Genomic DNA, 21902 nt, shown 5'->3' on the forward strand with positions numbered 1-21902 from the left:
AATGATTCGCTTTGAACATGTCAGCAAGGCCTATCTCGGTGGGAGACAAGCGCTGCAGGGAGTGACCTTCCATATGCAGCCTGGCGAGATGGCGTTTCTGACCGGCCACTCCGGCGCGGGGAAAAGTACCCTGCTGAAGCTGATTTGTGGAATTGAACGGCCCAGCGCCGGGAAAATCTACTTTAGCGGGCATGACATCAGCCGTTTGAAAAACCGTGAAGTGCCGTTTCTGCGTCGTCAGATTGGCATGATTTTTCAGGATCACCACCTGTTGATGGACAGAACCGTGTTTGACAACGTGGCAATCCCGCTAATCATCGCGGGTGCCAGCGGGGACGATATTCGTCGTCGCGTGTCAGCGGCGCTGGATAAGGTCGGGCTGTTGGACAAAGCGAAAAACTTCCCGATTCAGCTCTCCGGCGGTGAACAACAACGCGTCGGCATCGCCCGTGCGGTGGTGAACAAACCTGCGGTGCTGCTGGCGGATGAACCAACGGGGAACCTGGATGACGCGCTGTCAGAAGGGATCCTTCGCCTGTTCGAAGAGTTTAACCGCGTCGGGGTCACGGTATTAATGGCCACGCACGATATTGGCCTGATCTCCCGTCGCTCCTATCGCCAAATGGTTCTGAGCGATGGACATCTGCATGGAGGCCTGGCGCATGAATAGACGTGACGCTATTAACCAAATCAAACAGTTCGGTGGCCGACTGGATCGCTTTCGTAAATCGGGCGGTGCGCCGGGTGACGGCGGTCGCAACACGCCAAAGCGTGCGAAAGCCGCGCCAAAGCCGAATTCGCGTAAAACCAATGTCTTTAACGAGCAGGTACGTTATGCGTTTCAGGGCGCGTTACAGGACCTGAAAAGCAAGCCGCTGGCGACGTTTCTGACGGTGATGGTTATTGCCATCTCCCTGACGCTGCCAAGCGTGTGCTACATGGTTTATAAGAACGTAAACCATGCGGCAAGCCAGTATTATCCGTCTCCGCAGATCACCGTTTACCTGCAAAAAACGCTGGATGATGATGCGGCGGCGCGGGTGGTTGGTCAGTTGCAGGCCGAGCAGGGCGTGGAGAAAGTGAATTATCTTTCTCGTGACGACGCGCTGGGTGAATTCCGCAACTGGTCTGGCTTTGGCGGCGCGCTGGATATGCTGGAAGAGAACCCGCTTCCGGCCGTGGCGGTTGTTATCCCGAAACTGGACTTCCAGGGTACGGAGTCGCTGAACACGCTGCGTGACCGCATCGCACAAATCAACGGTATTGATGAAGTGCGAATGGATGACAGCTGGTTCGCTCGCCTGGCGGCGCTGACGGGCCTTGTCGGACGCGTTTCCGCGATGATTGGCGTGCTGATGGTGGCGGCGGTCTTCCTCGTCATCGGTAACAGCGTGCGGCTGAGTATTTTTGCGCGTCGCGATACCATTAACGTGCAAAAACTGATTGGCGCGACGGATGGATTTATCCTGCGTCCGTTCCTCTACGGCGGTGCACTGCTCGGTTTTTCCGGTGCATTTCTTTCACTGATTTTGTCAGAAATTTTGGTGATGCGTCTGTCGTCAGCGGTGACTGAGGTGGCACAGGTATTTGGAACCAAGTTTGATATCAATGGATTATCATTCGATGAGTGCCTGTTATTGCTGCTGGTGTGCTCAATGATTGGCTGGGTGGCAGCCTGGCTTGCCACGGTTCAACATTTACGCCACTTTACCCCCGATTAAAAAATCTCTGGTATAATCTTTCCCTGCACTGAGTAGTTCGCTCTGCAGGGAAAGAGTCCCTGTGATCTCTTCCCGGCGTATTCATTGTGATGTCACATTTTGTGCGTAATCTATACACATTACGACATGGAACTTGTGGATAAAATCACTGTCTGATAAAAGATTGAATGATATTCTCGTTGCTCATAAGCTCTGGCATGGTTGTTGCTACTGGTTTTTGTTAATTAGTTTTTAGCCAATGCGCCAGATGAAAAGATTGAGAGGATTTGAATGACCAAAGAAATGCAAAATTTAGCTTTAGCCCCTGTTGGTAACCTGGAATCTTACATCCGGGCTGCGAACGCGTGGCCGATGTTGTCGGCTGACGAGGAGCGGGCACTGGCTGAAAAGCTGCATTACCAGGGCGATCTGGAAGCAGCTAAAACGCTGATCCTGTCTCACCTGCGCTTTGTTGTTCATGTTGCTCGTAATTATGCGGGTTATGGCCTGCCGCAGGCGGATCTGATTCAGGAAGGTAATATCGGCCTGATGAAAGCCGTGCGCCGTTTCAACCCGGAAGTGGGTGTGCGCCTGGTTTCCTTCGCCGTGCATTGGATCAAAGCTGAGATCCACGAATACGTTCTGCGTAACTGGCGTATCGTTAAAGTTGCGACCACCAAAGCACAGCGTAAGCTGTTCTTTAACCTGCGTAAAACCAAGCAGCGTTTGGGCTGGTTTAACCAGGACGAAGTTGAAATGGTTGCTCGCGAGCTGGGTGTTTCCAGCAAAGACGTGCGCGAAATGGAATCCCGTATGGCGGCGCAGGACATGACGTTTGACATGTCTTCAGACGACGAGTCTGACAGCCAGCCGATGGCCCCGGTGCTGTATCTGCAGGATAAATCTTCTAACTTTGCCGACGGCATTGAAGAAGATAACTGGGAAGATCAGGCCGCGAACAAACTGACTCACGCAATGGAAGGTCTGGACGAGCGTAGCCAGGACATCATTCGTGCCCGTTGGCTGGACGAAGACAACAAGTCGACGTTGCAGGAACTGGCCGATCGCTACGGCGTTTCCGCTGAACGTGTTCGTCAGCTTGAAAAGAACGCCATGAAAAAACTGCGCGCGGCGATCGAAGCGTAATCTTCCAGCCGAACTGGAAATGCTGATAAACCCTGGATGAAAATCCGGGGTTTTTTGTTTTTATCTCTTCCCCTCTCTCCTGACGTTTAAGCTTTTTGTCATCAAGTTGTTATCTGCATGTCAAATTTAGCTATTCCAAAATAATAAAAATCGGGTATGTTTTAGCAGAGTATGCTGCTAAAGCACGGGTGGCTATCCAATAATCGAAATAAAGTGCTGAACAACAACATCACAACACACGTAATAACCACAATAATGGGGATTGTCAGGATGAATATGAAGGGTAAAGCGTTATTGGCAGGATGTATCGCCCTGTCTTTGAGCAATATGGCGTTTGCTAAGGATATTAAAGTTGCCGTCGTCGGCGCGATGTCCGGTCCGGTAGCGCAGTATGGCGATCAGGAATTTACTGGCGCAGAGCAGGCGATTGCAGATATCAACGCCAAAGGCGGCGTGAAAGGCGACAAACTGGTCATGGTGAAATATGACGATGCCTGTGACCCGAAACAAGCGGTAGCGGTAGCTAACAAAGTGGTCAACGACGGGATTAAATATGTTATCGGCCACCTGTGCTCGTCTTCCACTCAGCCTGCGTCAGATATCTATGAAGACGAAGGCATTCTGATGATCACCCCAGCGGCAACGGCGCCGGAGCTGACCGCGCGCGGTTATAACCTGGTGATGCGTACCACCGGTCTGGATTCCGATCAGGGACCAACCGCTGCCAAATATATCGTTGAAAAAGTGAAGCCGAAGCGCATTGCGATCGTTCACGACAAACAACAGTACGGTGAAGGCCTGGCGCGTTCCGTGCAGGACAACCTCAAGAAAGCCAACGCTGACGTGGTGTTCTTCGACGGGATCACCGCTGGCGAGAAAGATTTCTCTACGCTGGTGGCGCGTCTGAAGAAAGAGAATATCGATTTCGTTTACTACGGTGGTTATCACCCGGAAATGGGGCAGATCCTGCGTCAGTCTCGTGCCGCAGGTCTGAAAACCCAGTTTATGGGACCAGAAGGGGTAGCGAACGTGTCGCTGTCTAACATCGCGGGTGAGTCTGCAGAAGGCTTACTGGTAACGAAACCGAAGAACTACGATCAGGTTCCGGCGAACAAACCGATTGTGGACGCGATCAAAGCCAAGAAACAGGATCCGAGCGGTGCATTCGTATGGACCACTTATGCCGCGCTGCAATCCTTGCAGGCCGGTCTGAACCAGTCTGACGACCCGGCTGAAATTGCCAAATACCTGAAAGCAAACTCAGTGGAAACCGTAATGGGGCCGCTGTCATGGGATGCGAAGGGCGATCTGAAAGGCTTTGAATTCGGTGTGTTTGACTGGCATGCAAACGGGACGGCGACCGACGCCAAATAATTTTCCAGGTGCCTTTCGCGCTGCAAATGCGTTGGCTACGTTATTCAACCCCGGTCACTTACTTATGTAAGCTCCCGGGGACTTCATAACTTGCCGCCTTCCTGCAACGTGAAATTCTTGGAAAATTGCGAGGTGGTTTTTTATTTTTTGCTCCCAGCATGTAGGCCGGATAAGCGTCAGCGCCATCCGGCTTTTTTATCTTTTTTCCCAGCCATTCTCCTGGGCTGTAAACCCTAACGCCTGCATAAACGCGGCCATCACGCTGCGGTCTTCGACGCCGACGTCGGCCATCCACCATGAACTCACGTCAGGGTTTTCCCGGATGACTTCTTCGATCAAATACTGCCCGACGCCGCGACGGCGGGTGATATCGCGTACGCGCAATGAATCTAATGCACCTTGCGTGCCGCTCAGGGTTACGCGAACTGCGCCTAACAGACGCTCGTTAAAGCGTGCGGCGTAGATCCGGTGCGTTTCATCTACGCTTAATGATGAGGCGGAATATTCCGGCCAGATTTTGCCCAGATCAATCTGGTCCTGGTCGCTAAAGTTATCTAAACGAACGATGGTCAGCTTCATTAACAGCATGTCCAAATCACAAAAGATGGAATGAGTGTACCGAAATAATTCGCCCGGATGCTTTCTCTTTTTTATGTGAATAACCAGATTAATAATTTTGTAACAACGGTAATGACAGTTTGAAACCGTAGAGATTGAAAAACAGGCAGAATAATACCCTGGAATGCAGCATTTTATTCGGCTCTTTGTACCGTTATTTTATGCTGACAAACGTGCTTTTTTTTGTTTATCTATAGTGAAAAGCAGAATATTATCTTTTCTTAATCGACTGAAAAATAGAGATTTTAGCCTGATTTTGCTTAAAAAACTGCGCTAAACCATTAATGAGACTGGTAAAAATAGTGTAGTTCAAAAAAAGCACAGACTGCTTTTTAACCACATAAATACAAAATATTAATTACGTCACGAATGGGGATTCAGGTAATGAAACGGAATGCGAAAACAATCATCGCAGGGGTGATAGCACTGGCAATGTCACACGCGGTCATGGCGGAAGATATCAAGGTCGCTGTTGTCGGCGCGATGTCAGGTCCGGTCGCGCAGTGGGGCGATATGGAATTTAATGGCGCACGTCAGGCCATTAAAGATATCAATGCCAAAGGCGGGGTCAAAGGCGACAAACTGGTCGCTGTGGAATATGACGACGCCTGCGATCCGAAACAGGCCGTTGCGGTAGCGAACAAAATCGTCAATGACGGTATTCAGTACGTTATTGGACATCTGTGCTCATCTTCCACGCAGCCCGCATCAGATATCTATGAAGATGAAGGCATTCTGATGATTTCTCCGGGTGCCACAAACCCGGAACTGACCCAGCGCGGTTACGCTCACATTATGCGTACAGCGGGTCTGGACTCCTCTCAGGGGCCGACTGCCGCGAAATACATTCTGGAGAAGGTGAAGCCACAGCGTATCGCCATCATTCACGATAAACAGCAATACGGTGAAGGTCTGGCGCGTTCGGTGCAGGGCAGCCTGAAAGCGGGCAAAGCCAACATCGTTTTCTTTGACGGTATCACCGCCGGGGAAAAAGATTTTTCTGCGCTGATCGCTCGCCTGAAAAAAGAAAATATCGACTTTGTTTATTACGGTGGCTACTACCCGGAAATGGGGCAAATGCTGCGTCAGGCGCGTTCCGTCGGGCTGAAAACCCAGTTTATGGGCCCGGAGGGCGTCGGCAATGCGTCGCTGTCTAATATCGCCGGTGATGCTGCTGAAGGCATGCTGGTAACCATGCCAAAACGCTATGACCAGGATCCGGCGAATAAAGCTATCGTCGATGCGCTCAAAGCTGACAAGAAAGATCCAACCGGACCATACGTGTGGATCACTTATGCAGCCGTCCAGTCATTGGCGACAGCAATGGATCGAAGCGGTAGCAAAGAGCCGCTGGACCTGGTGAAAGATCTGAAAGCACACGGGGCTGATACCGTGATTGGGCCGCTGAAATGGGACGAAAAAGGCGATTTGAAGGGATTTGAGTTTGGTGTCTTCCAGTGGCATGCAGACGGTTCTTCGACCGTCGCGAAGTAATACCTGAAGACGAGTTATCCCACCGCCCGTGCAAAACGGGCGGGTTTAAAAAGGTTACCTTATGTCCGAGCAGTTCCTCTATTTCTTGCAGCAGATGTTTAACGGCGTCACGCTGGGAAGCACCTACGCGCTGATCGCCATCGGTTACACGATGGTGTACGGCATTATCGGCATGATCAACTTCGCCCACGGCGAGGTATATATGATCGGCAGCTATGTCTCCTTTATGATCATCGCAGCGCTAATGATGATGGGCATCGATTCCAGCTGGCTACTGGTCGCGGCGGGCTTCGTCGGCGCGATTGTGATTGCCAGCGCCTATGGCTGGAGCATTGAACGCGTGGCGTATCGGCCCGTGCGCAGCTCCAAGCGCCTGATCGCGCTGATTTCCGCTATCGGGATGTCCATCTTCCTGCAAAACTACGTCAGCCTGACGGAAGGTTCGCGCGACGTGGCGCTGCCCAGCCTGTTTAATGGCCAGTGGACTGTCGGCAGTAGCGATAACTTCTCTGCTTCCATCACCACCATGCAGTTGGTTATCTGGATCGTAACCTTCCTGGCGATGCTGGCGCTGACGCTGTTTATCCGTTACTCCCGTATGGGCCGCGCCTGCCGTGCCTGTGCCGAAGACCTGAAGATGGCCAGCCTGCTCGGCATTAACACCGATCGCGTGATTGCGCTGACCTTTGTGATTGGCGCGGCAATGGCGGCGGTAGCGGGCGTGCTGCTCGGTCAGTTCTATGGCGTAATTAACCCATACATCGGCTTTATGGCCGGGATGAAGGCCTTTACCGCGGCGGTACTGGGCGGCATCGGCAGTATTCCTGGGGCGATGATCGGCGGCCTGATTCTGGGCGTTGCGGAAGCGCTCTCCTCTGCTTATCTGAGTACTGAATACAAAGACGTTGTTTCATTCGCGCTGCTGATTCTGGTGCTGCTGGTGATGCCGACCGGTATTCTGGGTCGCCCGGAGGTAGAGAAAGTATGAAACCGATGCATTTTGCAATGGCGCTGCTCTCTGCCGCTATGTTCTTCGTCCTGGCGGGCGTCTTTATGGGCGTTCAGTTAGAGCTGGACGGTACCAAGCTGGTGGTCGATACCGCCGCGGATATCCGCTGGCAGTGGGTATTTATCGGCACTGGCGTGGTCTTTCTTTTCCAACTGCTGCGTCCAGCCTTCCAGAAAGGCCTGAAGAGCGTCTCCGGACCGAAATTTATTCTGCCGGCGATTGACGGCTCCACCGTTAAACAGAAACTGTTCCTGGTGGCGCTGCTGGTGATTGCCGTGGCGTGGCCGTTTATGGTCTCGCGCGGTACGGTGGATATCGCCACGCTGACGATGATTTATATCATCCTCGGCCTCGGCTTAAACGTGGTGGTGGGGCTTTCCGGCCTGCTGGTGCTGGGCTACGGCGGCTTCTATGCCATCGGCGCTTACACCTTCGCGCTGCTGAACCACTATTACGGACTCGGCTTCTGGACCTGTCTGCCGCTGGCGGGACTGGTTTCCGCTGCTGCGGGCTTCCTGCTCGGCTTCCCGGTACTGCGCCTGCGCGGTGATTATCTGGCGATTGTGACCTTAGGCTTCGGCGAAATCGTCCGCATCCTGCTGCTCAACAACACCGAAGTAACCGGCGGTCCAAACGGTATTAGCCAGATCCCGAAACCGACCTTTTTCGGTCTGGAGTTCAGCCGTACCGCCCGTGAAGGCGGCTGGGATACCTTCAGCAACTTCTTTAACGTCAAGTACGATCCGTCTGACCGCGTCATTTTCCTCTATCTGGTGGCGCTGCTGCTGGTGGTCTTCTCGCTGTTTGTTATCAACCGTTTGCTGCGTATGCCGCTGGGTCGTGCGTGGGAAGCGCTGCGTGAAGATGAAATTGCCTGTCGTTCTCTGGGCTTAAACCCTACGCGTATCAAGCTGACAGCCTTTACCATCAGCGCCGCGTTTGCCGGTTTTGCCGGTACGCTGTTTGCCGCGCGCCAGGGCTTCGTCAGCCCGGAATCCTTCACCTTTGCCGAGTCGGCCTTTGTGCTGGCGATTGTGGTACTGGGCGGAATGGGCTCGCAGTTTGCGGTCATCCTCGCAGCTATCCTGCTGGTGGTGTCACGCGAACTGATGCGTGATTTCAACGAATACAGCATGTTAATGCTGGGTGGTTTAATGGTACTGATGATGATCTGGCGTCCGCAGGGCTTGTTGCCGATGACCCGTCCACAGTTGAAGCTGAAAAACGGGGAAGCAAAAGGAGAGCAGGCATGAGTCAGCCATTATTATCCGTTAACGGCCTGATGATGCGCTTCGGCGGTCTGCTGGCGGTAAACAACGTTGAACTGGAACTACGACCGCAGGAGATTGTCTCGTTAATCGGCCCGAACGGCGCGGGGAAAACCACGGTCTTCAACTGCCTGACCGGTTTTTATAAGCCGACCGGCGGGACGATTAAGCTGCGCGACCAGCACCTGGAAGGGCTGCCGGGTCAGCAAATCGCGCGTATGGGCGTGGTGCGTACTTTTCAGCACGTACGTCTGTTTCGCGAAATGACGGTGATTGAAAACCTGTTGGTGGCGCAACATCAGCAACTGAAAACCGGCGTCTTCTCCGGCCTGTTGAAAACCCCGTCGTTCCGTCGCGCGCAGAGTGAAGCGTTGGATCGCGCGGCCACCTGGCTTGCGCGTATTGGCTTGCTGGAGCATGCCAACCGTCAGGCCAGTAACCTGGCCTACGGCGACCAGCGCCGTCTGGAAATAGCCCGCTGCATGGTGACCCAGCCGGAAATCCTGATGCTTGACGAACCCGCTGCTGGACTCAACCCGAAAGAGACCAAGGAGCTGGACGAGCTGATTGCTGAACTGCGTAACCATCACAACACCACCATTTTGTTGATTGAGCACGACATGAAGCTGGTGATGGGGATTTCCGACCGTATTTACGTGGTGAACCAGGGCACACCGCTGGCAAATGGGACGCCGGAACAGATTCGTAATAACCCGGATGTTATCCGCGCCTATTTAGGTGAAGCATAATGGGGGCGAGGATTAATATGGATAAGGCGATGTTATCGTTCGACAAAGTCAACGCCCACTACGGCAAGATACAGGCGCTGCACGACGTCAGCTTGTATATCAACCAGGGTGAAATCGTTACTCTGATTGGTGCTAACGGCGCGGGAAAAACCACGCTGCTCGGCACATTGTGTGGCGACCCGCGAGCGACCAGCGGGCGAATCGTCTTTGATGGTAAAGACATTACCGACTGGCAGACGGCGAAAATCATGCGCGAAGCGGTAGCGATTGTGCCGGAAGGGCGTCGCGTGTTTTCCCGCATGACGGTGGAAGAGAACCTGGCGATGGGCGGCTTCTTTGCCGAAAAGGACCAGTTTCAGGAACGCATCAAATGGGTGTATGACCTGTTTCCCCGTCTGCATGAGCGTCGTATTCAGCGTGCGGGAACTATGTCCGGCGGTGAACAGCAGATGCTGGCGATAGGCCGTGCACTGATGAGCCAGCCGAGGCTGCTGCTGCTTGATGAACCGTCGCTGGGTCTGGCGCCGATTATCATCCAGCAGATTTTTAACACCATCGAACAGCTGCGCGAACAGGGGATGACCATCTTCCTCGTCGAACAGAACGCTAACCAGGCGCTGAAGCTCGCCGATCGCGGCTACGTGCTGGAAAACGGTCATGTGGTGCTGGAAGACACCGGTGATGCGTTACTGGCTAACGAAGCGGTGCGTAGTGCGTATCTGGGCGGTTAATCATTCTCTGAATAGACAAGGGGCCCGCTGTGGCCCCTTTTTATTGCTCTATGTTATTATTGAGAATAGTTATCAATAATAAAATGAACATGGAGAAAGGATGATTCGTTCAGGTACCTGCATGATGATTGGCAGTTTGTTTTTGACGCTTTCATTAACTACCCTGGCCTCAACACCGCCAGCGTTTGACCCGCGCGATCCCGCTATCTGGGAAGAGAAACCGGACAACCCGTTAGCGCAATCCGACTCGCCCTGCGAAGTGTTTACCAGCTCGGTATGCCCAGGCTGGGATGATGATAAATCGGATATCCAACGTGAACGTGAGCGGCGAGAGCAGCAGCGTTTACAGAATGAATATGAGCGACGCTGGCGTCGGGATTAATCTTCCTTGCTGGAGCAGCAGATAACGCCATCCAGGCCGGAGAAGGTATAGCGATATCCGGCTTTGTTGTGCACCACCCCGCATTTTCCTGTCACTACGCTTTCACCGCCTTGCCATCTGTTTGTCGCCTTACTATCTTTTTTTTGTAATAAAAAAGTTATTTTTCTGTCATTCGAGCATGTCATGTTACCCCCGCGAGCATAAAACGCGTGATATCGCGCATCCGGCACAACAAGAGAGATAACCGATGATATCGTTACGACATACAGCTTTAGGACTGGCACTTAGCCTGGCATTTGCAGGTCAGGCACTGGCGGTCACCACTATCCCGTTCTGGCACTCAATGGAAGGCGAACTGGGTAAAGAAGTTGATTCACTGGCGCAACGTTTTAATGCAGCCAATCCCGACTACAAAATTGTTCCGCAGTACAAAGGTAACTACGAGCAGAGCCTGAGTGCAGGAATTGCCGCTTTCCGTACCGGAAACGCGCCTGCGCTGCTGCAGGTTTATGAAGTGGGCACGGCAACCATGATGGCCTCAAAAGCCATTAAACCGGTCTATGAAGTATTCAAAGAGGCTGGCATTAACTTCGATGAGTCTCAGTTCGTACCGACCGTTTCCGGTTACTACACCGACTCTAAAAGCGGACACTTGCTCTCCCAGCCGTTTAACAGCTCCACTCCGGTGCTGTACTACAACAAAGATGCCTTCAAAAAAGCCGGTTTAGACCCTGAGCAGCCGCCGAAAACCTGGCAGGATCTGGCGGAGTACACCGCGAAGCTGAAAGCCGCAGGAATGAAGTGCGGTTACGCCAGCGGCTGGCAGGGATGGATTCAGATTGAAAACTTCAGCGCCTGGAACGGTCTGCCGGTAGCAACCAAAAACAACGGTTTTGACGGTACTGACGCGGTGCTGGAGTTCAATAAACCGGAACAGGTGAAACATATCGCTCTGCTGGAAGAGCTGAACAAAAAAGGTGATTTCAGCTACTTCGGGCGTAAGGACGAATCCACTGAGAAGTTCTACAACGGGGATTGTGCCATTACCACCGCCTCTTCCGGTTCGCTGGCCGACATCCGCCACTACGCTAAATTCAATTATGGCGTCGGGATGATGCCGTACGATGCCGATGTGAAGGGCGCGCCGCAGAATGCGATTATCGGTGGGGCCAGCCTGTGGGTGATGCAGGGTAAAGACAAAGCAACCTACGAAGGCGTGGCGCAGTTCCTCAACTTCCTGGCGAAGCCTGAAATTGCTGCCGAATGGCACCAGAAGACCGGCTATCTGCCGATCACCACCGCTGCCTACGACCTGACCCGTGAGCAGGGCTTCTATGAGAAGAACCCTGGGGCTGATATTGCCACCCGCCAGATGCTGAACAAGCCGCCGTTGCCGTTCACCAAAGGGCTGCGTTTGGGCAATATGCCGCAGATCCGCACTATTGTGGATGAAGAGCTGGAAAGCGTCTGGACCGGGAAGAAAACCCCGCAGCAGGCACTGGATGCCGCCGTTGAGCGTGGCAATCAGTTACTGCGCCGCTTTGAGCAATCGACCAAGTCTTAAGTGTATAAGTGCCTGATGGCGCTGCGCTTATCAGGCCTACAAGTTCGTAGTTTGTAGGCCGGATAAGGTGCTTGCACCGCCATCCGGCACCTTCCAGGAAAAGAACCTACATGTCTTCATCCCGTCCGGTATTCCGCTCGCGTTGGCTTCCCTATTTGTTGGTGGCTCCGCAGCTGGTTATCACCGTTATTTTCTTTATCTGGCCCGCCGGTGAAGCGCTGTGGTACTCGCTACAATCCGTTGATCCGTTTGGTCTTTCTAGCCAGTTTGTCGGACTGGAAAACTTTGTCGCGCTGTTTCATGACCCGTACTACCTCGACTCATTCTGGACCACCATTAAGTTCAGTACGTTAGTCACGGTAAGCGGTCTGCTGGTGTCGTTATTTTTTGCGGCGCTGGTGAATTACGTGGTGCGCGGCAGCCGTTTTTACCAGACGCTGATGCTGTTGCCCTATGCCGTTGCGCCCGCTGTCGCCGCCGTATTGTGGATCTTCCTGTTTAACCCAGGTCGCGGGCTGATTACCCATTTTCTCGGTGAGTTTGGCTATGACTGGAACCATGCGCAAAATAGCGGTCAGGCAATGTTTCTGGTGGTGTTCGCGTCGGTCTGGAAGCAGATTAGTTACAACTTCCTGTTCTTCTTTGCCGCACTGCAGTCTATCCCGCGATCGCTGATCGAAGCCGCTGCGATTGATGGCGCAGGGCCGGTTCGCCGCTTCTTTAAGCTGGCGCTGCCGCTGATAGCCCCGGTCAGCTTCTTTCTGCTGGTGGTGAATCTGGTTTATGCCTTCTTTGATACCTTCCCGGTGATCGATGCCGCCACGGCGGGTGGACCGGTACAGGCGACCACGACGTTGATTTATAAGATCTATCGCGAAGGCTTTGTTGGGCTGGATCTCTCCGCCTCGGCCGCGCAATCGGTGGTGCTGATGTTCCTGGTCATTATTTTGACGGTGGTGCAGTTCCGCTATGTGGAAAGTAAGGTGCGTTACCAATGATTGAGAACCGTCGTGGGCTGACAATATTCAGCCATGCCATGTTGATTATGGGGATTATGGTGATCCTGTTTCCGCTGTACGTCGCGTTTGTCGCGGCGACGCTGGACAACAAAGCGGTGTTTGAAACGCCGATGACGCTGGTTCCCGGCACGCAGTTGCTGGAGAACATGAAATACATCTGGGTCAACGGTGTGGGCGTCAACAACGCGCCGTTCTGGTTGATGATGCTTAACAGTTTCATCATGGCGTTCAGTATTACGGTAGGGAAAATCACCGTCTCCATGCTCTCCGCATTCGCCATCGTCTGGTTCCGTTTTCCGCTGCGCAACCTGTTCTTCTGGATGATTTTTATCACCCTGATGCTGCCGGTTGAGGTGCGAATCTTCCCCACTGTGGAGGTTATCGCCAACCTGAAAATGCTCGACAGCTATGCGGGTCTGACGCTGCCGTTGATGGCATCGGCTACTGCGACCTTCCTGTTCCGACAGTTCTTTATGACCCTGCCGGATGAGCTGGTTGAGGCGGCGCGTATTGACGGTGCGTCACCGATGCTTTTTTTCCGCGATATCGTACTACCACTGTCAAAAACCAATCTGGCGGCGCTGTTCGTTATCACCTTTATCTACGGCTGGAACCAGTATTTGTGGCCGTTATTAATTATTACCGATGTCAACCTGGGCACTGCGGTAGCGGGCATCAAAGGCATGATCGCCACCGGCGAAGGTACCACCCAATGGAATCAGGTGATGGCAGCCATGCTGCTGACGCTCATCCCTCCGGTAATCATCGTGTTAGCCATGCAGCGTGCCTTCGTGCGTGGTTTAGTGGACAGTGAGAAATAAAATGGCAGGACTCAAACTACAGGCAGTAACCAAAAGCTGGGACGGCAAAACCCAGGTGATTAAACCGCTGACGCTGGACGTCGCGGACGGGGAATTTATCGTGATGGTTGGCCCATCCGGCTGCGGAAAGTCTACGCTGCTGCGGATGGTGGCTGGGCTGGAACGGGTGAGCGGTGGCGATATCTGGATTGATAATAAACGCGTCACCGAGATGGAGCCGAAGGATCGCGGCATTGCGATGGTCTTTCAAAACTACGCGCTCTACCCGCATATGAGCGTGGAAGAAAACATGGCCTGGGGGCTGAAAATCCGCGGGATGGGCAAGGAACACATTGCTGAGCGGGTAAATGAGGCGGCGCGTATTCTCGAGCTGGGTGAGCTGCTCAAACGTCGTCCGCGCGAACTTTCTGGCGGTCAGCGCCAGCGCGTAGCGATGGGGCGAGCGATTGTGCGTGACCCAGCGGTATTCCTGTTCGATGAGCCGCTTTCTAACCTCGATGCCAAGCTGCGCGTGCAGATGCGTCTGGAGTTACAACATCTGCATCGCCGCCTGAAAACCACTTCGCTATACGTGACGCACGACCAGGTTGAAGCGATGACCCTCGCCCAACGGGTGATGGTGATGAACAAAGGCATTGCCGAGCAGATAGGTACACCGGTTGAGGTGTATGAAAAGCCTGCCAGCCGCTTTGTGGCGAGTTTTATCGGCAGCCCGGCGATGAACCTGCTGGACGGGTGCATCAGTACCTCGGGCACCCATTTTGAACTGGAGGGCGGCATGACGCTACCCATCGGCAGAAGCGCGAGAGAGTCTATTGGGCGTAAAATGACGTTGGGTATCCGCCCAGAGCATATTGCGCTAAGCTCGCAGGCCGAAGGCGGTGTGCCGTTGGTTGTTGATACGCTGGAAATGCTGGGCGCAGATAACCTGGCACACGGACGCTGGGGTGAGCAAAAGCTGGTGGTGCGACTGGCGCATCAGCATCGCCCAACGGCAGGCAGCACGCTGTGGCTGCATCTGCCGGAAAATCATCTGCATCTTTTTGATGGCGAAACAGGACAACGTGTATGAGTAACTGGCCTTACCCCCATATTGTCGCCCATCGTGGCGGCGGTAAGCTGGCCCCGGAAAACACCCTGGCGGCGATCGACGTGGGGGCGCGATACGGGCATACCATGATCGAGTTTGACGCTAAATTGTCGAAAGACGGTGAGATCTTCTTACTGCATGACGACAACCTGGAGCGAACCAGCAACGGCTGGGGCGTGGCAGGTGAGCTGAACTGGCAGGATTTATTGCGCGTGGACGCCGGCGGCTGGTTTAGCGGTGAGTTTAAAGGTGAACCGCTGCCGCTGCTCTCGCAAGTGGCCGAGCGCTGCCGTCAGCACGGTATGATGGCGAATATTGAAATTAAACCCACAACCGGCACCGGAACGTTAACCGGCAAAGTCGTGGCGCTGGCCGCGCGGGAACTGTGGGCGGGAATGACACCGCCACTATTGTCATCCTTTGAAATTGATGCACTTGAAGCGGCGCAGCAGGCGGTACCTGAACTGCCGAGAGGCTTGCTGCTTGATGAATGGCGCGAGGACTGGCGCGAGCTGACCATGCGGCTTGGCTGCGTCTCTATTCATCTTAATCACAAACTGCTGGATGAAGCGCGTGTGGATGCGCTGCGCGATTCGGGGCTACGTATTCTGGTATATACCGTCAACCGACCCCAGCGCGCGGCGGAACTGCTGCGCTGGGGCGTGGACTGCATCTGTACCGATGCCATTGATACGATTGGTCCGGATTTCCAACCTTTTTAAGGCCCAATCGTTTTTAACGGAACGTTAGGCTGCGGCGTGCTGGAGGGCTTCAGCATGTCGCCGTTCTTTTTCTCTGACAGCATATGTTGCTTATTCAGAGAGCTGTCCGGGTTACGGGTTCCACTCAACATCCCACCGTTGCTGTTGGGCAGCATTTGCTGCTGGCTGGGATTCAACTCGCCTGGCTGAGACTGAAGGACCCGCTGGGAGTTGGTGTTAATTTGGTTTTCCAGATGCTGTTGCTGCATACGCGTCTGGGTTTGCAACTGTTGGTTGAGCATCCCTTTCTGCTGAATTTGCTGCGTTTGCATTTGGGTTTGCATACGCTGCTGACTCGGGATCTGATAACCGGGTTGGTTCGGGTTATTCATGGTGTTGATGGGCTGTGCAAAGCCTGCAAACGGCAACAGCATGGCTAAAAGTAAGAGTCGTTTCATCGCTTTTCTCCTCTCGGGGATCTCTTAAGTTTACTCCTTTCTCGCCGTTACGATGATTATTTCAGAGTTATGCACCAGGCTTAGTGGGGGCCGACCCCCATACATCTGGAGAATAACGATGATAAAACCGACGTTTTTACGCCGGGTAGCCATTGCTGCTCTGCTCTCAGGAAGTTGTTTTAGCGTTGCTGCCGCGCCGGCTGCGCCACCGCCGGTATCTTACGGAGTCGAGGAAGATGTGTTCCATCCCGTACGCGCTAAGCAAGGGATGGTGGCCTCCGTGGATGCTTTAGCTACCCAGGTTGGGGTGGACATTCTTAAACAGGGCGGGAATGCCGTTGATGCCGCCGTGGCCGTTGGCTATGCGTTGGCGGTGACGCATCCCCAGGCGGGCAATCTGGGCGGCGGTGGTTTTATGCTGCTGCGTACCAAAGACGGTAACACCACAGCGATCGATTTTCGTGAAATGGCGCCTGCTGGCGCGACCCGTGATATGTTCCTTGATGAGCAGGGCAACGCCGATGCGAAAAAGTCGCTGACGTCGCATCTGGCATCCGGTACGCCGGGTACCGTGGCGGGTTTCTCGCTGGCGCTGGAGAAATACGGCACGATGCCGCTGAACAAAGTGGTGCGCCCGGCGATGAAGCTAGCGGAAGAGGGCTTTGTGGTTAATGACGCGCTGGCCGACGATCTGAAAACCTATGGCAGCGAAGTGCTCCCTAATCACGAGAGTAGCAAAGCCATTTTCTGGAAGGACGGCGAGCCGCTGAAAAAGGGCGACAAGCTGGTGCAAAAGAATCTGGCGAAAAGCCTGGAAATGATTGCCGAGAATGGCCCGGATGCGTTTTATAAAGGGGCAATTGCCGATCAGATAGCCGGGGAAATGCAGAAGAACGGCGGGCTGATGACCAAAGAGGATTTAGCCAGCTATAAAGCCGTGGAGCGCACGCCGATCAGCGGTGACTATCGCGGGTATCAGGTCTTCTCCATGCCGCCGCCGTCCTCTGGCGGTATTCACATCGTGCAGATCCTCAATATTCTCGAAAACTTCGATATGAAGAAGTACGGATTTGGCAGCGCCGATGCTATGCAGGTTATGGCTGAAGCGGAGAAATATGCTTACGCCGACCGTTCAGAATATCTGGGCGACCCGGATTTTGTGAAAGTGCCGTGGCAAGCGCTGACCAACAAAGCCTATGCTAAAACGCTTGCCGATCAGATTGATATCAACAAGGCTAAGCCCTCCAGCCAGATCAAACCTGGCAAGCTCGCCCCGTATGAAAGCAACCAGACTACGCACTTCTCGGTAGTGGATAAAGACGGCAATGCCGTGGCGGTAACGTATACCCTGAATACCACCTTCGGGACCGGCATCGTGGCGGGTAACACCGGTATTCTGCTCAATAACGAAATGGATGATTTCTCCGCTAAGCCGGGCGTACCAAACGTTTATGGACTGGTGGGCGGTGATGCCAACGCGGTTGGGCCGAAGAAGCGTCCGCTGTCATCAATGTCGCCGACTATCGTGGTAAAAGACGGGAAAACCTGGCTGGTTACCGGCAGCCCTGGCGGAAGCCGAATTATCACTACCGTGCTGCAAATGGTAGTCAATAGCATTGATTTCGGGATGAACGTCGCCGAAGCGACCAACGCGCCGCGTTTCCATCATCAGTGGCTGCCGGATGAACTGCGCATCGAGAAGGGCTTCAGCCCGGATACCATCAAGCTGCTGGAGCAAAAAGGACAGAAAGTCGCGCTGAAAGAGGCGATGGGTAGCACGCAGAGTATTATGGTTGGACCGGATGGCGCACTGTATGGTGCTTCTGACCCGCGTTCCGTGGATGATTTAACGGCGGGGTACTAAGAATAATGGCCTACAGCGTTCTGAACGATGTAGGCCTGACTGGTAGGTTATGGCGCATATCGCTGCAGTGATTCGGACCAGCGGAATATTTGGCTGCTTTTATCCTGTAGGCTAACGCGCTCTAAGTCATAAAATCCGTGCGTCTTTGCCGAGCGCATTTTGAGAATGTACTTACTTTCGCTGATGTCGTGCTGCCTTGTGCCGTCTTTATTCCAGTCTCCAGCAATGTCCGAATAGTAATAAACAAGGTCAGAAAACACGTTGATTATCTTGCTGTCTTTGATGGTGTAGAGTTCCAGCACTTCATAAAATGCGCCGCCGCCGGAATACGCATCAGAGTATCCACCCCGCACCCCGAATGCCAGGGTATCGGGTGCTATCCGGTACGGTGCCAGATCCAGCTTTGTATAATAAGCCAGCGGTCTGACGGACTCATCATCGCTCTCTTTTTCAGCGGCTTTATTCCACTCTGAGAGCTGGTTTAACGGTTTTTCCGAGCGTGCAATCGGCGTTAGCTGTGGATTCTGCCAGGAAAAAACGCCGAGATATAATTTATTAGCGCGCCCGTTGCTGTAGTTTTCCGGGCAGGTGTTATCCGCGTATTTTTTTGCTTGCTCGGCGTCAGCCTTATTATCGGCGAAACAGGCAATGCCAATATATTTACCGTCTTTTCCCCAAGATTTAGCACCCGTCAGGATCAGGTTGTCAGGATCTTCATTCGGTGCAACCCAGGCAATCCACTGCTTTTCAGATAAGCCCTGAGGAAGCTCACCAAATCCTTTCACAGGGGTTGCTCCTGCCATTTGATCAGCAAAAATCTGTTTACCTTCAGTATGTTGGATAGCACTGGGTATGGAATCGAGATTTTGTACAGTAGTGGCAAAAGCAGGGGAGAGCGAGGCCAGCAAAACCAGGGGAAGAAACTTTTTCACTATTGCGTCCTTTCAATAATCAGGGCGATATGACTCGCCCTTAAATTTATTTCACGCGCGCCATAAAGTAGGCATCAACGTACTCACCGTTGCGCAGGCCGTATTTCTTACCGGTGCCTTCGATTTCAAAGCCGTACTTCTTATAGACTGCTACCGCAGGCTCATTATCAACAAATACCGTCAGCTCAATGCGCTCGACGCGCAGCCAGTTGTCGCACATGTCGATCATCGTACGAATCAGCGCACTGGCAACGCCACGATTGTGCCACCTGGCATCCACGCAGATACCAAAATCGGCCACGTGGCTGCGGCGCGGACGCTGCGCGACCTCAATACAGAGATGCCCCACGACGATATCGTCAATGCAGGCAACCAGCTGTTTGACACCGGCTTGCTCGGTTAGCCGCGTTTGCCACATTTCGAGGGAAGGATGAGGAACCTGTAGCGTGTTGTGGTACACCTCCGGCTGGGCGTGGATCTGACGAATTGCGTCGTAATCTTTCGGTTCAGCGTGGCGTATCACTATCTCACTCATTCCTTATCTCCTGCAGGGTTAATTGTGCATTTACACTCGCTGAGAAAGAAAAATCCGTCAACTGCATTTTTTTGCAAAAAGAAGTAGACAAGTGCGAATGAGAATGATTATTATTGCTCTGCGTTCAGGGGAACCCCTACGGAGAACCTGAAAGCACGACATTGCTCACATTGCTTCCAGTATTACTTTAGCCAGCTTTTGCTGGCTTTTTTTTTGGCTGGGTTTCGGGCTAGTTTGCTTGCCAGCTTAATCCCGGGCTGTGCTCGCAATCCTCACGTACTCTGTGTACGCTCCGGTTGCTGCGCGCAGGCCGTGAATAATCTGCCTACGCCACTTACGCCCGATCTTTTGGCTGTATAATGCGGTAGGCCGGATAAGGCAACGCCGCATCCGGCACGATGACAGGATGGATTCAGTCTCCAGCCGCTTTGCGCTATGGTGTAGACAATCACCTTCAAAAGGATCGTCTCATGACCTTACACTGCGCATTTATTGGTTTTGGTAAAAGCACTACCCGCTACCATTTGCCGTACGTCCTCAACCGCAAAAATAGCTGGCACGTCGCGCACATTTTCCGCCGCAACGCCAGGCCGGAAGAGCAGGCGCCGCAGTATTCACATATTCACTTCACCAGCGACCTCGACGAGATCTTAAACGATCCGCAGGTGAAACTGGTGATCGTCTGTACCCATGCTGACAGCCATTTTGAATATGCTAAACGCGCGCTGGAAGCGGGTAAAAATGTGCTGGTTGAGAAACCCTTCACGCCGACGCTTGCGCAAGCAAAAGAGCTGTTCGAACTGGCGCGAAGCAAAGGACTGACCGTTACGCCGTATCAGAATCGCCGTTTTGACTCCTGCTTCCTCACCGCGAAAAAAGCCATTGAGAGCGGCAAGCTCGGCAAGATTGTTGAGGTTGAAAGCCATTTCGATTACTACCGTCCTGAAGCAGAAACCAAGCCGGGACTGCCGCAGGACGGCGCGTTTTATGGTCTGGGCGTACACACCATGGATCAGATTATTTCCCTTTTCGGGCGTCCTGACCATGTAGCCTATGACATTCGCAGTCTGCGCAACAAAGCGAACCCGGACGATACCTTTGAAGCGCAATTGTTTTACGGCGACCTGAAAGCCATTGTTAAAACCAGTCATCTGGTGAAAATCGACTATCCGAAGTTTATTGTCCATGGCACCAAAGGCTCGTTTGTGAAGTACGGCATCGACCAGCAGGAAACCAGCCTGAAGGCCAATATCATGCCCGGTGAACCAGGTTTCGCTGCTGATGATTCCATTGGGATGCTAGAGTACGTCAACGATGACGGCATCACGGTAAAAGAAGAGGTAAAGCCGGAAGTGGGGGATTACGGTCGCGTGTATGACGCGCTGTACCAGACGCTGACCACCGGTACGCCTAATTACGTCAAGGAATCTGAAGTTCTTACCAACCTGGAGATCATCGAACGCGCCTTTGAACAGGCAACGCCTGCCACGATAACCCTCGCCAAATAGCCTGCACAGACTCCTCTGGGCTTGTTCATATTTTTTGAACAGAGGAGTCAATTTTCACCCTCTATGATCCCAGGCAGATTGAGTCCACACTTACTCCATCGAAAACATCTGGGGGTGAACACAATGATCTACTTACGCAAAGCTAACGACCGTGGCCACGCTAATCATGGCTGGCTTGATTCCTGGCATACCTTCTCTTTTGCCAACTACTATGACCCGAACTTTATGGGGTTCTCAGCACTGCGCGTGATTAACGATGACGTGATCGACGCAGGTCAGGGATTTGGTACTCACCCCCATAAAGACATGGAAATCCTGACCTACGTGCTGGAAGGCGCGGTAGAGCATCAGGACAGCATGGGCAACAAAGAGCAGGTTCCGGCCGGTGAGTTTCAGATTATGAGCGCCGGGACGGGGATCCGTCACTCGGAGTACAACCCGAGCAATACTGAGAAGCTGCATCTGTATCAGATCTGGATCATGCCACAGGAGAACGGTATTACACCGCGCTATGAACAGCGTCGTTTCGATGCCGCTCAGGGTAAACAACTGGTGCTGTCGCCGGATGCCCGTGATGGTTCACTGAAAGTGTACCAGGATATGGAGCTGTACCGTTGGGCACTGGTCAAAGATGAGCAGTCGGTGCATCAGATTGCCGCGGAACGCCGCGTTTGGATCCAGGTGGTAAAAGGCAATGTCACGATTAACGGCACCAAAGCGACCACCAGCGACGGTCTGGCAATCTGGGATGAACAGGCAATTTCTATTCATGCCGACAGCGACAGTGAAGTGTTACTGTTTGACCTGCCGCCAGTCTAACGTGCTGTAACCCATTGTAGGCCGGATAAGACGCGAAAGCGTCGCCATCCGGCTTTTCATCGTTTGTCATTAATTCCATGCGTCCGTGGTAAACTGGGGGAATCTATCCCTTTTTAACGC

At 53.2% G+C, this 21902-nt stretch carries 22 protein-coding genes and 1 pseudogene; 18 read left to right on the forward strand and 5 right to left on the reverse strand.

Features of this window, described 5'->3' with window-relative positions:
* Position 1: 1 nt before the first annotated feature.
* The 4 genes from ftsE to OGY33_RS01425 all read left to right on the forward strand — a co-directional run bounded on the left by ftsE (position 2) and on the right by OGY33_RS01425 (position 4220).
* Entirely contained in the window at positions 2-670 is a 669-nt protein-coding gene (gene ftsE / locus OGY33_RS01410) for a cell division ATP-binding protein FtsE (RefSeq protein ID WP_003023420.1), read from the forward strand.
* On the forward strand, positions 663-1721 hold the full coding sequence (gene ftsX, locus OGY33_RS01415) for a permease-like cell division protein FtsX (protein ID WP_020996073.1): 1059 nt from the start codon (positions 663-665) through the stop codon (positions 1719-1721). Before ftsE ends, ftsX begins: the two co-directional genes overlap by 8 nt.
* A 270-nt stretch (positions 1722-1991) precedes the next feature.
* Entirely contained in the window at positions 1992-2846 is an 855-nt protein-coding gene (rpoH, locus tag OGY33_RS01420; protein WP_003023425.1) for an RNA polymerase sigma factor RpoH, read from the forward strand.
* A gap of 270 nt (positions 2847-3116) precedes the next feature.
* Positions 3117-4220 (forward strand): branched-chain amino acid ABC transporter substrate-binding protein, encoded by a 1104-nt coding sequence (locus OGY33_RS01425; protein ID WP_139157946.1) that lies wholly within the window; start codon positions 3117-3119, stop codon positions 4218-4220.
* A gap of 83 nt (positions 4221-4303) precedes the next feature.
* Here the strand turns inward: OGY33_RS01425 and OGY33_RS24540 are convergent.
* Positions 4304-4431, reverse strand: a pseudogene (locus tag OGY33_RS24540) (hypothetical protein).
* Positions 4416-4799 (reverse strand): aspartate 1-decarboxylase autocleavage activator PanM, encoded by a 384-nt coding sequence (panM, locus tag OGY33_RS01430; RefSeq protein WP_003827573.1) that lies wholly within the window; start codon positions 4797-4799, stop codon positions 4416-4418. Before panM ends, OGY33_RS24540 begins: the two are co-directional and overlap by 16 nt.
* 423 nt (positions 4800-5222) lie before the next feature.
* Here panM and livK point away from each other — a divergent pair, with 423 nt between their 5' ends.
* The 11 genes from livK to ugpQ all read left to right on the forward strand — a co-directional run bounded on the left by livK (position 5223) and on the right by ugpQ (position 15687).
* The gene (gene livK / locus OGY33_RS01435) at positions 5223-6332 is read left to right on the forward strand and encodes a high-affinity branched-chain amino acid ABC transporter substrate-binding protein LivK (RefSeq protein ID WP_191238044.1); all 1110 of its coding nucleotides are present in this window, start codon (positions 5223-5225) and stop codon (positions 6330-6332) included.
* A gap of 61 nt (positions 6333-6393) precedes the next feature.
* Positions 6394-7320 carry a high-affinity branched-chain amino acid ABC transporter permease LivH gene (gene livH / locus OGY33_RS01440; protein WP_003827575.1) on the forward strand — a complete coding sequence of 309 codons (927 nt, stop codon included), beginning with the start codon at positions 6394-6396 and terminating at the stop codon, positions 7318-7320.
* Positions 7317-8594, forward strand: a complete 1278-nt coding sequence (livM, locus tag OGY33_RS01445; protein WP_048215381.1) for a branched chain amino acid ABC transporter permease LivM — start codon at positions 7317-7319, stop codon at positions 8592-8594. Before livH ends, livM begins: the two co-directional genes overlap by 4 nt.
* A complete protein-coding gene (livG, locus tag OGY33_RS01450; protein WP_003827578.1) occupies positions 8591-9358 on the forward strand; it encodes a high-affinity branched-chain amino acid ABC transporter ATP-binding protein LivG in 768 nt (255 codons plus the stop codon). Before livM ends, livG begins: the two co-directional genes overlap by 4 nt.
* 17 nt (positions 9359-9375) lie before the next feature.
* A complete protein-coding gene (gene livF, locus OGY33_RS01455; RefSeq protein ID WP_003827581.1) occupies positions 9376-10089 on the forward strand; it encodes a high-affinity branched-chain amino acid ABC transporter ATP-binding protein LivF in 714 nt (237 codons plus the stop codon).
* A 100-nt stretch (positions 10090-10189) separates the two neighbouring features.
* A complete protein-coding gene (locus OGY33_RS01460) occupies positions 10190-10471 on the forward strand; it encodes a hypothetical protein (protein WP_048215382.1) in 282 nt (93 codons plus the stop codon).
* A gap of 247 nt (positions 10472-10718) precedes the next feature.
* Positions 10719-12035, forward strand: coding sequence for a sn-glycerol-3-phosphate ABC transporter substrate-binding protein UgpB (ugpB, locus tag OGY33_RS01465; protein WP_003827583.1), 1317 nt, complete (start codon positions 10719-10721; stop codon positions 12033-12035).
* 110 nt (positions 12036-12145) lie between these two features.
* On the forward strand, positions 12146-13033 hold the full coding sequence (gene ugpA, locus OGY33_RS01470; protein ID WP_048215384.1) for a sn-glycerol-3-phosphate ABC transporter permease UgpA: 888 nt from the start codon (positions 12146-12148) through the stop codon (positions 13031-13033).
* A complete protein-coding gene (gene ugpE / locus OGY33_RS01475; RefSeq protein WP_191238045.1) occupies positions 13030-13875 on the forward strand; it encodes a sn-glycerol-3-phosphate ABC transporter permease UgpE in 846 nt (281 codons plus the stop codon). Before ugpA ends, ugpE begins: the two co-directional genes overlap by 4 nt.
* Position 13876: 1 nt before the next feature.
* Positions 13877-14947 carry a sn-glycerol-3-phosphate import ATP-binding protein UgpC gene (locus tag OGY33_RS01480; protein ID WP_008786359.1) on the forward strand — a complete coding sequence of 357 codons (1071 nt, stop codon included), beginning with the start codon at positions 13877-13879 and terminating at the stop codon, positions 14945-14947.
* The gene (gene ugpQ, locus OGY33_RS01485) at positions 14944-15687 is read left to right on the forward strand and encodes a glycerophosphodiester phosphodiesterase (RefSeq protein WP_191238046.1); all 744 of its coding nucleotides are present in this window, start codon (positions 14944-14946) and stop codon (positions 15685-15687) included. The genes OGY33_RS01480 and ugpQ overlap by 4 nt, the downstream gene beginning before the upstream one ends.
* Here ugpQ and OGY33_RS01490 read toward each other — a convergent pair.
* Positions 15684-16124, reverse strand: coding sequence for a DUF2756 family protein (locus OGY33_RS01490; RefSeq protein WP_048215386.1), 441 nt, complete (start codon positions 16122-16124; stop codon positions 15684-15686). The two genes, ugpQ and OGY33_RS01490, sit on opposite strands and share 4 nt — an antisense overlap.
* Positions 16125-16242: 118 nt before the next feature.
* Between OGY33_RS01490 and ggt the strand changes: the two genes are divergently transcribed.
* A complete protein-coding gene (gene ggt / locus OGY33_RS01495; protein ID WP_191238047.1) occupies positions 16243-17988 on the forward strand; it encodes a gamma-glutamyltransferase in 1746 nt (581 codons plus the stop codon).
* Positions 17989-18035: 47 nt separating this feature from the next.
* Here the strand turns inward: ggt and OGY33_RS01500 are convergent, their stop codons facing one another.
* On the reverse strand, positions 18036-18920 hold the full coding sequence (locus OGY33_RS01500) for a hypothetical protein (RefSeq protein WP_191238048.1): 885 nt from the start codon (positions 18918-18920) through the stop codon (positions 18036-18038).
* A 46-nt stretch (positions 18921-18966) separates the two neighbouring features.
* On the reverse strand, positions 18967-19455 hold the full coding sequence (yhhY, locus tag OGY33_RS01505) for an N-acetyltransferase (protein ID WP_191238049.1): 489 nt from the start codon (positions 19453-19455) through the stop codon (positions 18967-18969).
* A gap of 470 nt (positions 19456-19925) precedes the next feature.
* On the opposite strand from yhhY, the gene OGY33_RS01510 reads away from it, so the two are divergent.
* Together OGY33_RS01510 and yhhW are read left to right on the forward strand one after the other, a co-directional pair.
* Positions 19926-20963 carry an oxidoreductase gene (locus tag OGY33_RS01510; RefSeq protein WP_032945239.1) on the forward strand — a complete coding sequence of 346 codons (1038 nt, stop codon included), beginning with the start codon at positions 19926-19928 and terminating at the stop codon, positions 20961-20963.
* A 123-nt stretch (positions 20964-21086) separates the two neighbouring features.
* Entirely contained in the window at positions 21087-21782 is a 696-nt protein-coding gene (yhhW, locus tag OGY33_RS01515; RefSeq protein ID WP_003023472.1) for a quercetin 2,3-dioxygenase, read from the forward strand.
* The last annotated feature ends 120 nt before the right edge of the window (positions 21783-21902 follow it).

Origin of the sequence: Citrobacter sp. Cpo032, assembly GCF_030332975.1 — a bacterium.
GTDB classification, from domain to species: domain Bacteria; phylum Pseudomonadota; class Gammaproteobacteria; order Enterobacterales; family Enterobacteriaceae; genus Citrobacter; species Citrobacter portucalensis.

What these genes read in the sequence shown, in the direction of transcription:
- ftsE (WP_003023420.1), top strand. Translation starts at nt 2, where the DNA reads ATGATTCGCTTTGAACATGTCAGCAAGGCCTATCTCGGTGGGAGACAA.
- OGY33_RS01510 (WP_032945239.1), top strand. Translation starts at nt 19,926, where the DNA reads ATGACCTTACACTGCGCATTTATTGGTTTTGGTAAAAGCACTACCCGC.
- livF (WP_003827581.1), top strand. Translation starts at nt 9,376, where the DNA reads ATGGATAAGGCGATGTTATCGTTCGACAAAGTCAACGCCCACTACGGC.
- ggt (WP_191238047.1), top strand. Translation starts at nt 16,243, where the DNA reads ATGATAAAACCGACGTTTTTACGCCGGGTAGCCATTGCTGCTCTGCTC.
- OGY33_RS01490 (WP_048215386.1), bottom strand. Translation starts at nt 16,124, where the DNA reads ATGAAACGACTCTTACTTTTAGCCATGCTGTTGCCGTTTGCAGGCTTT.
- ugpB (WP_003827583.1), top strand. Translation starts at nt 10,719, where the DNA reads ATGATATCGTTACGACATACAGCTTTAGGACTGGCACTTAGCCTGGCA.
- ugpE (WP_191238045.1), top strand. Translation starts at nt 13,030, where the DNA reads ATGATTGAGAACCGTCGTGGGCTGACAATATTCAGCCATGCCATGTTG.
- livH (WP_003827575.1), top strand. Translation starts at nt 6,394, where the DNA reads ATGTCCGAGCAGTTCCTCTATTTCTTGCAGCAGATGTTTAACGGCGTC.
- ugpQ (WP_191238046.1), top strand. Translation starts at nt 14,944, where the DNA reads ATGAGTAACTGGCCTTACCCCCATATTGTCGCCCATCGTGGCGGCGGT.
- yhhW (WP_003023472.1), top strand. Translation starts at nt 21,087, where the DNA reads ATGATCTACTTACGCAAAGCTAACGACCGTGGCCACGCTAATCATGGC.
- OGY33_RS01480 (WP_008786359.1), top strand. Translation starts at nt 13,877, where the DNA reads ATGGCAGGACTCAAACTACAGGCAGTAACCAAAAGCTGGGACGGCAAA.
- OGY33_RS01425 (WP_139157946.1), top strand. Translation starts at nt 3,117, where the DNA reads ATGAATATGAAGGGTAAAGCGTTATTGGCAGGATGTATCGCCCTGTCT.
- ugpA (WP_048215384.1), top strand. Translation starts at nt 12,146, where the DNA reads ATGTCTTCATCCCGTCCGGTATTCCGCTCGCGTTGGCTTCCCTATTTG.
- livK (WP_191238044.1), top strand. Translation starts at nt 5,223, where the DNA reads ATGAAACGGAATGCGAAAACAATCATCGCAGGGGTGATAGCACTGGCA.
- livG (WP_003827578.1), top strand. Translation starts at nt 8,591, where the DNA reads ATGAGTCAGCCATTATTATCCGTTAACGGCCTGATGATGCGCTTCGGC.
- rpoH (WP_003023425.1), top strand. Translation starts at nt 1,992, where the DNA reads ATGACCAAAGAAATGCAAAATTTAGCTTTAGCCCCTGTTGGTAACCTG.
- livM (WP_048215381.1), top strand. Translation starts at nt 7,317, where the DNA reads ATGAAACCGATGCATTTTGCAATGGCGCTGCTCTCTGCCGCTATGTTC.
- OGY33_RS01460 (WP_048215382.1), top strand. Translation starts at nt 10,190, where the DNA reads ATGATTCGTTCAGGTACCTGCATGATGATTGGCAGTTTGTTTTTGACG.
- ftsX (WP_020996073.1), top strand. Translation starts at nt 663, where the DNA reads ATGAATAGACGTGACGCTATTAACCAAATCAAACAGTTCGGTGGCCGA.
- yhhY (WP_191238049.1), bottom strand. Translation starts at nt 19,455, where the DNA reads ATGAGTGAGATAGTGATACGCCACGCTGAACCGAAAGATTACGACGCA.
- panM (WP_003827573.1), bottom strand. Translation starts at nt 4,799, where the DNA reads ATGAAGCTGACCATCGTTCGTTTAGATAACTTTAGCGACCAGGACCAG.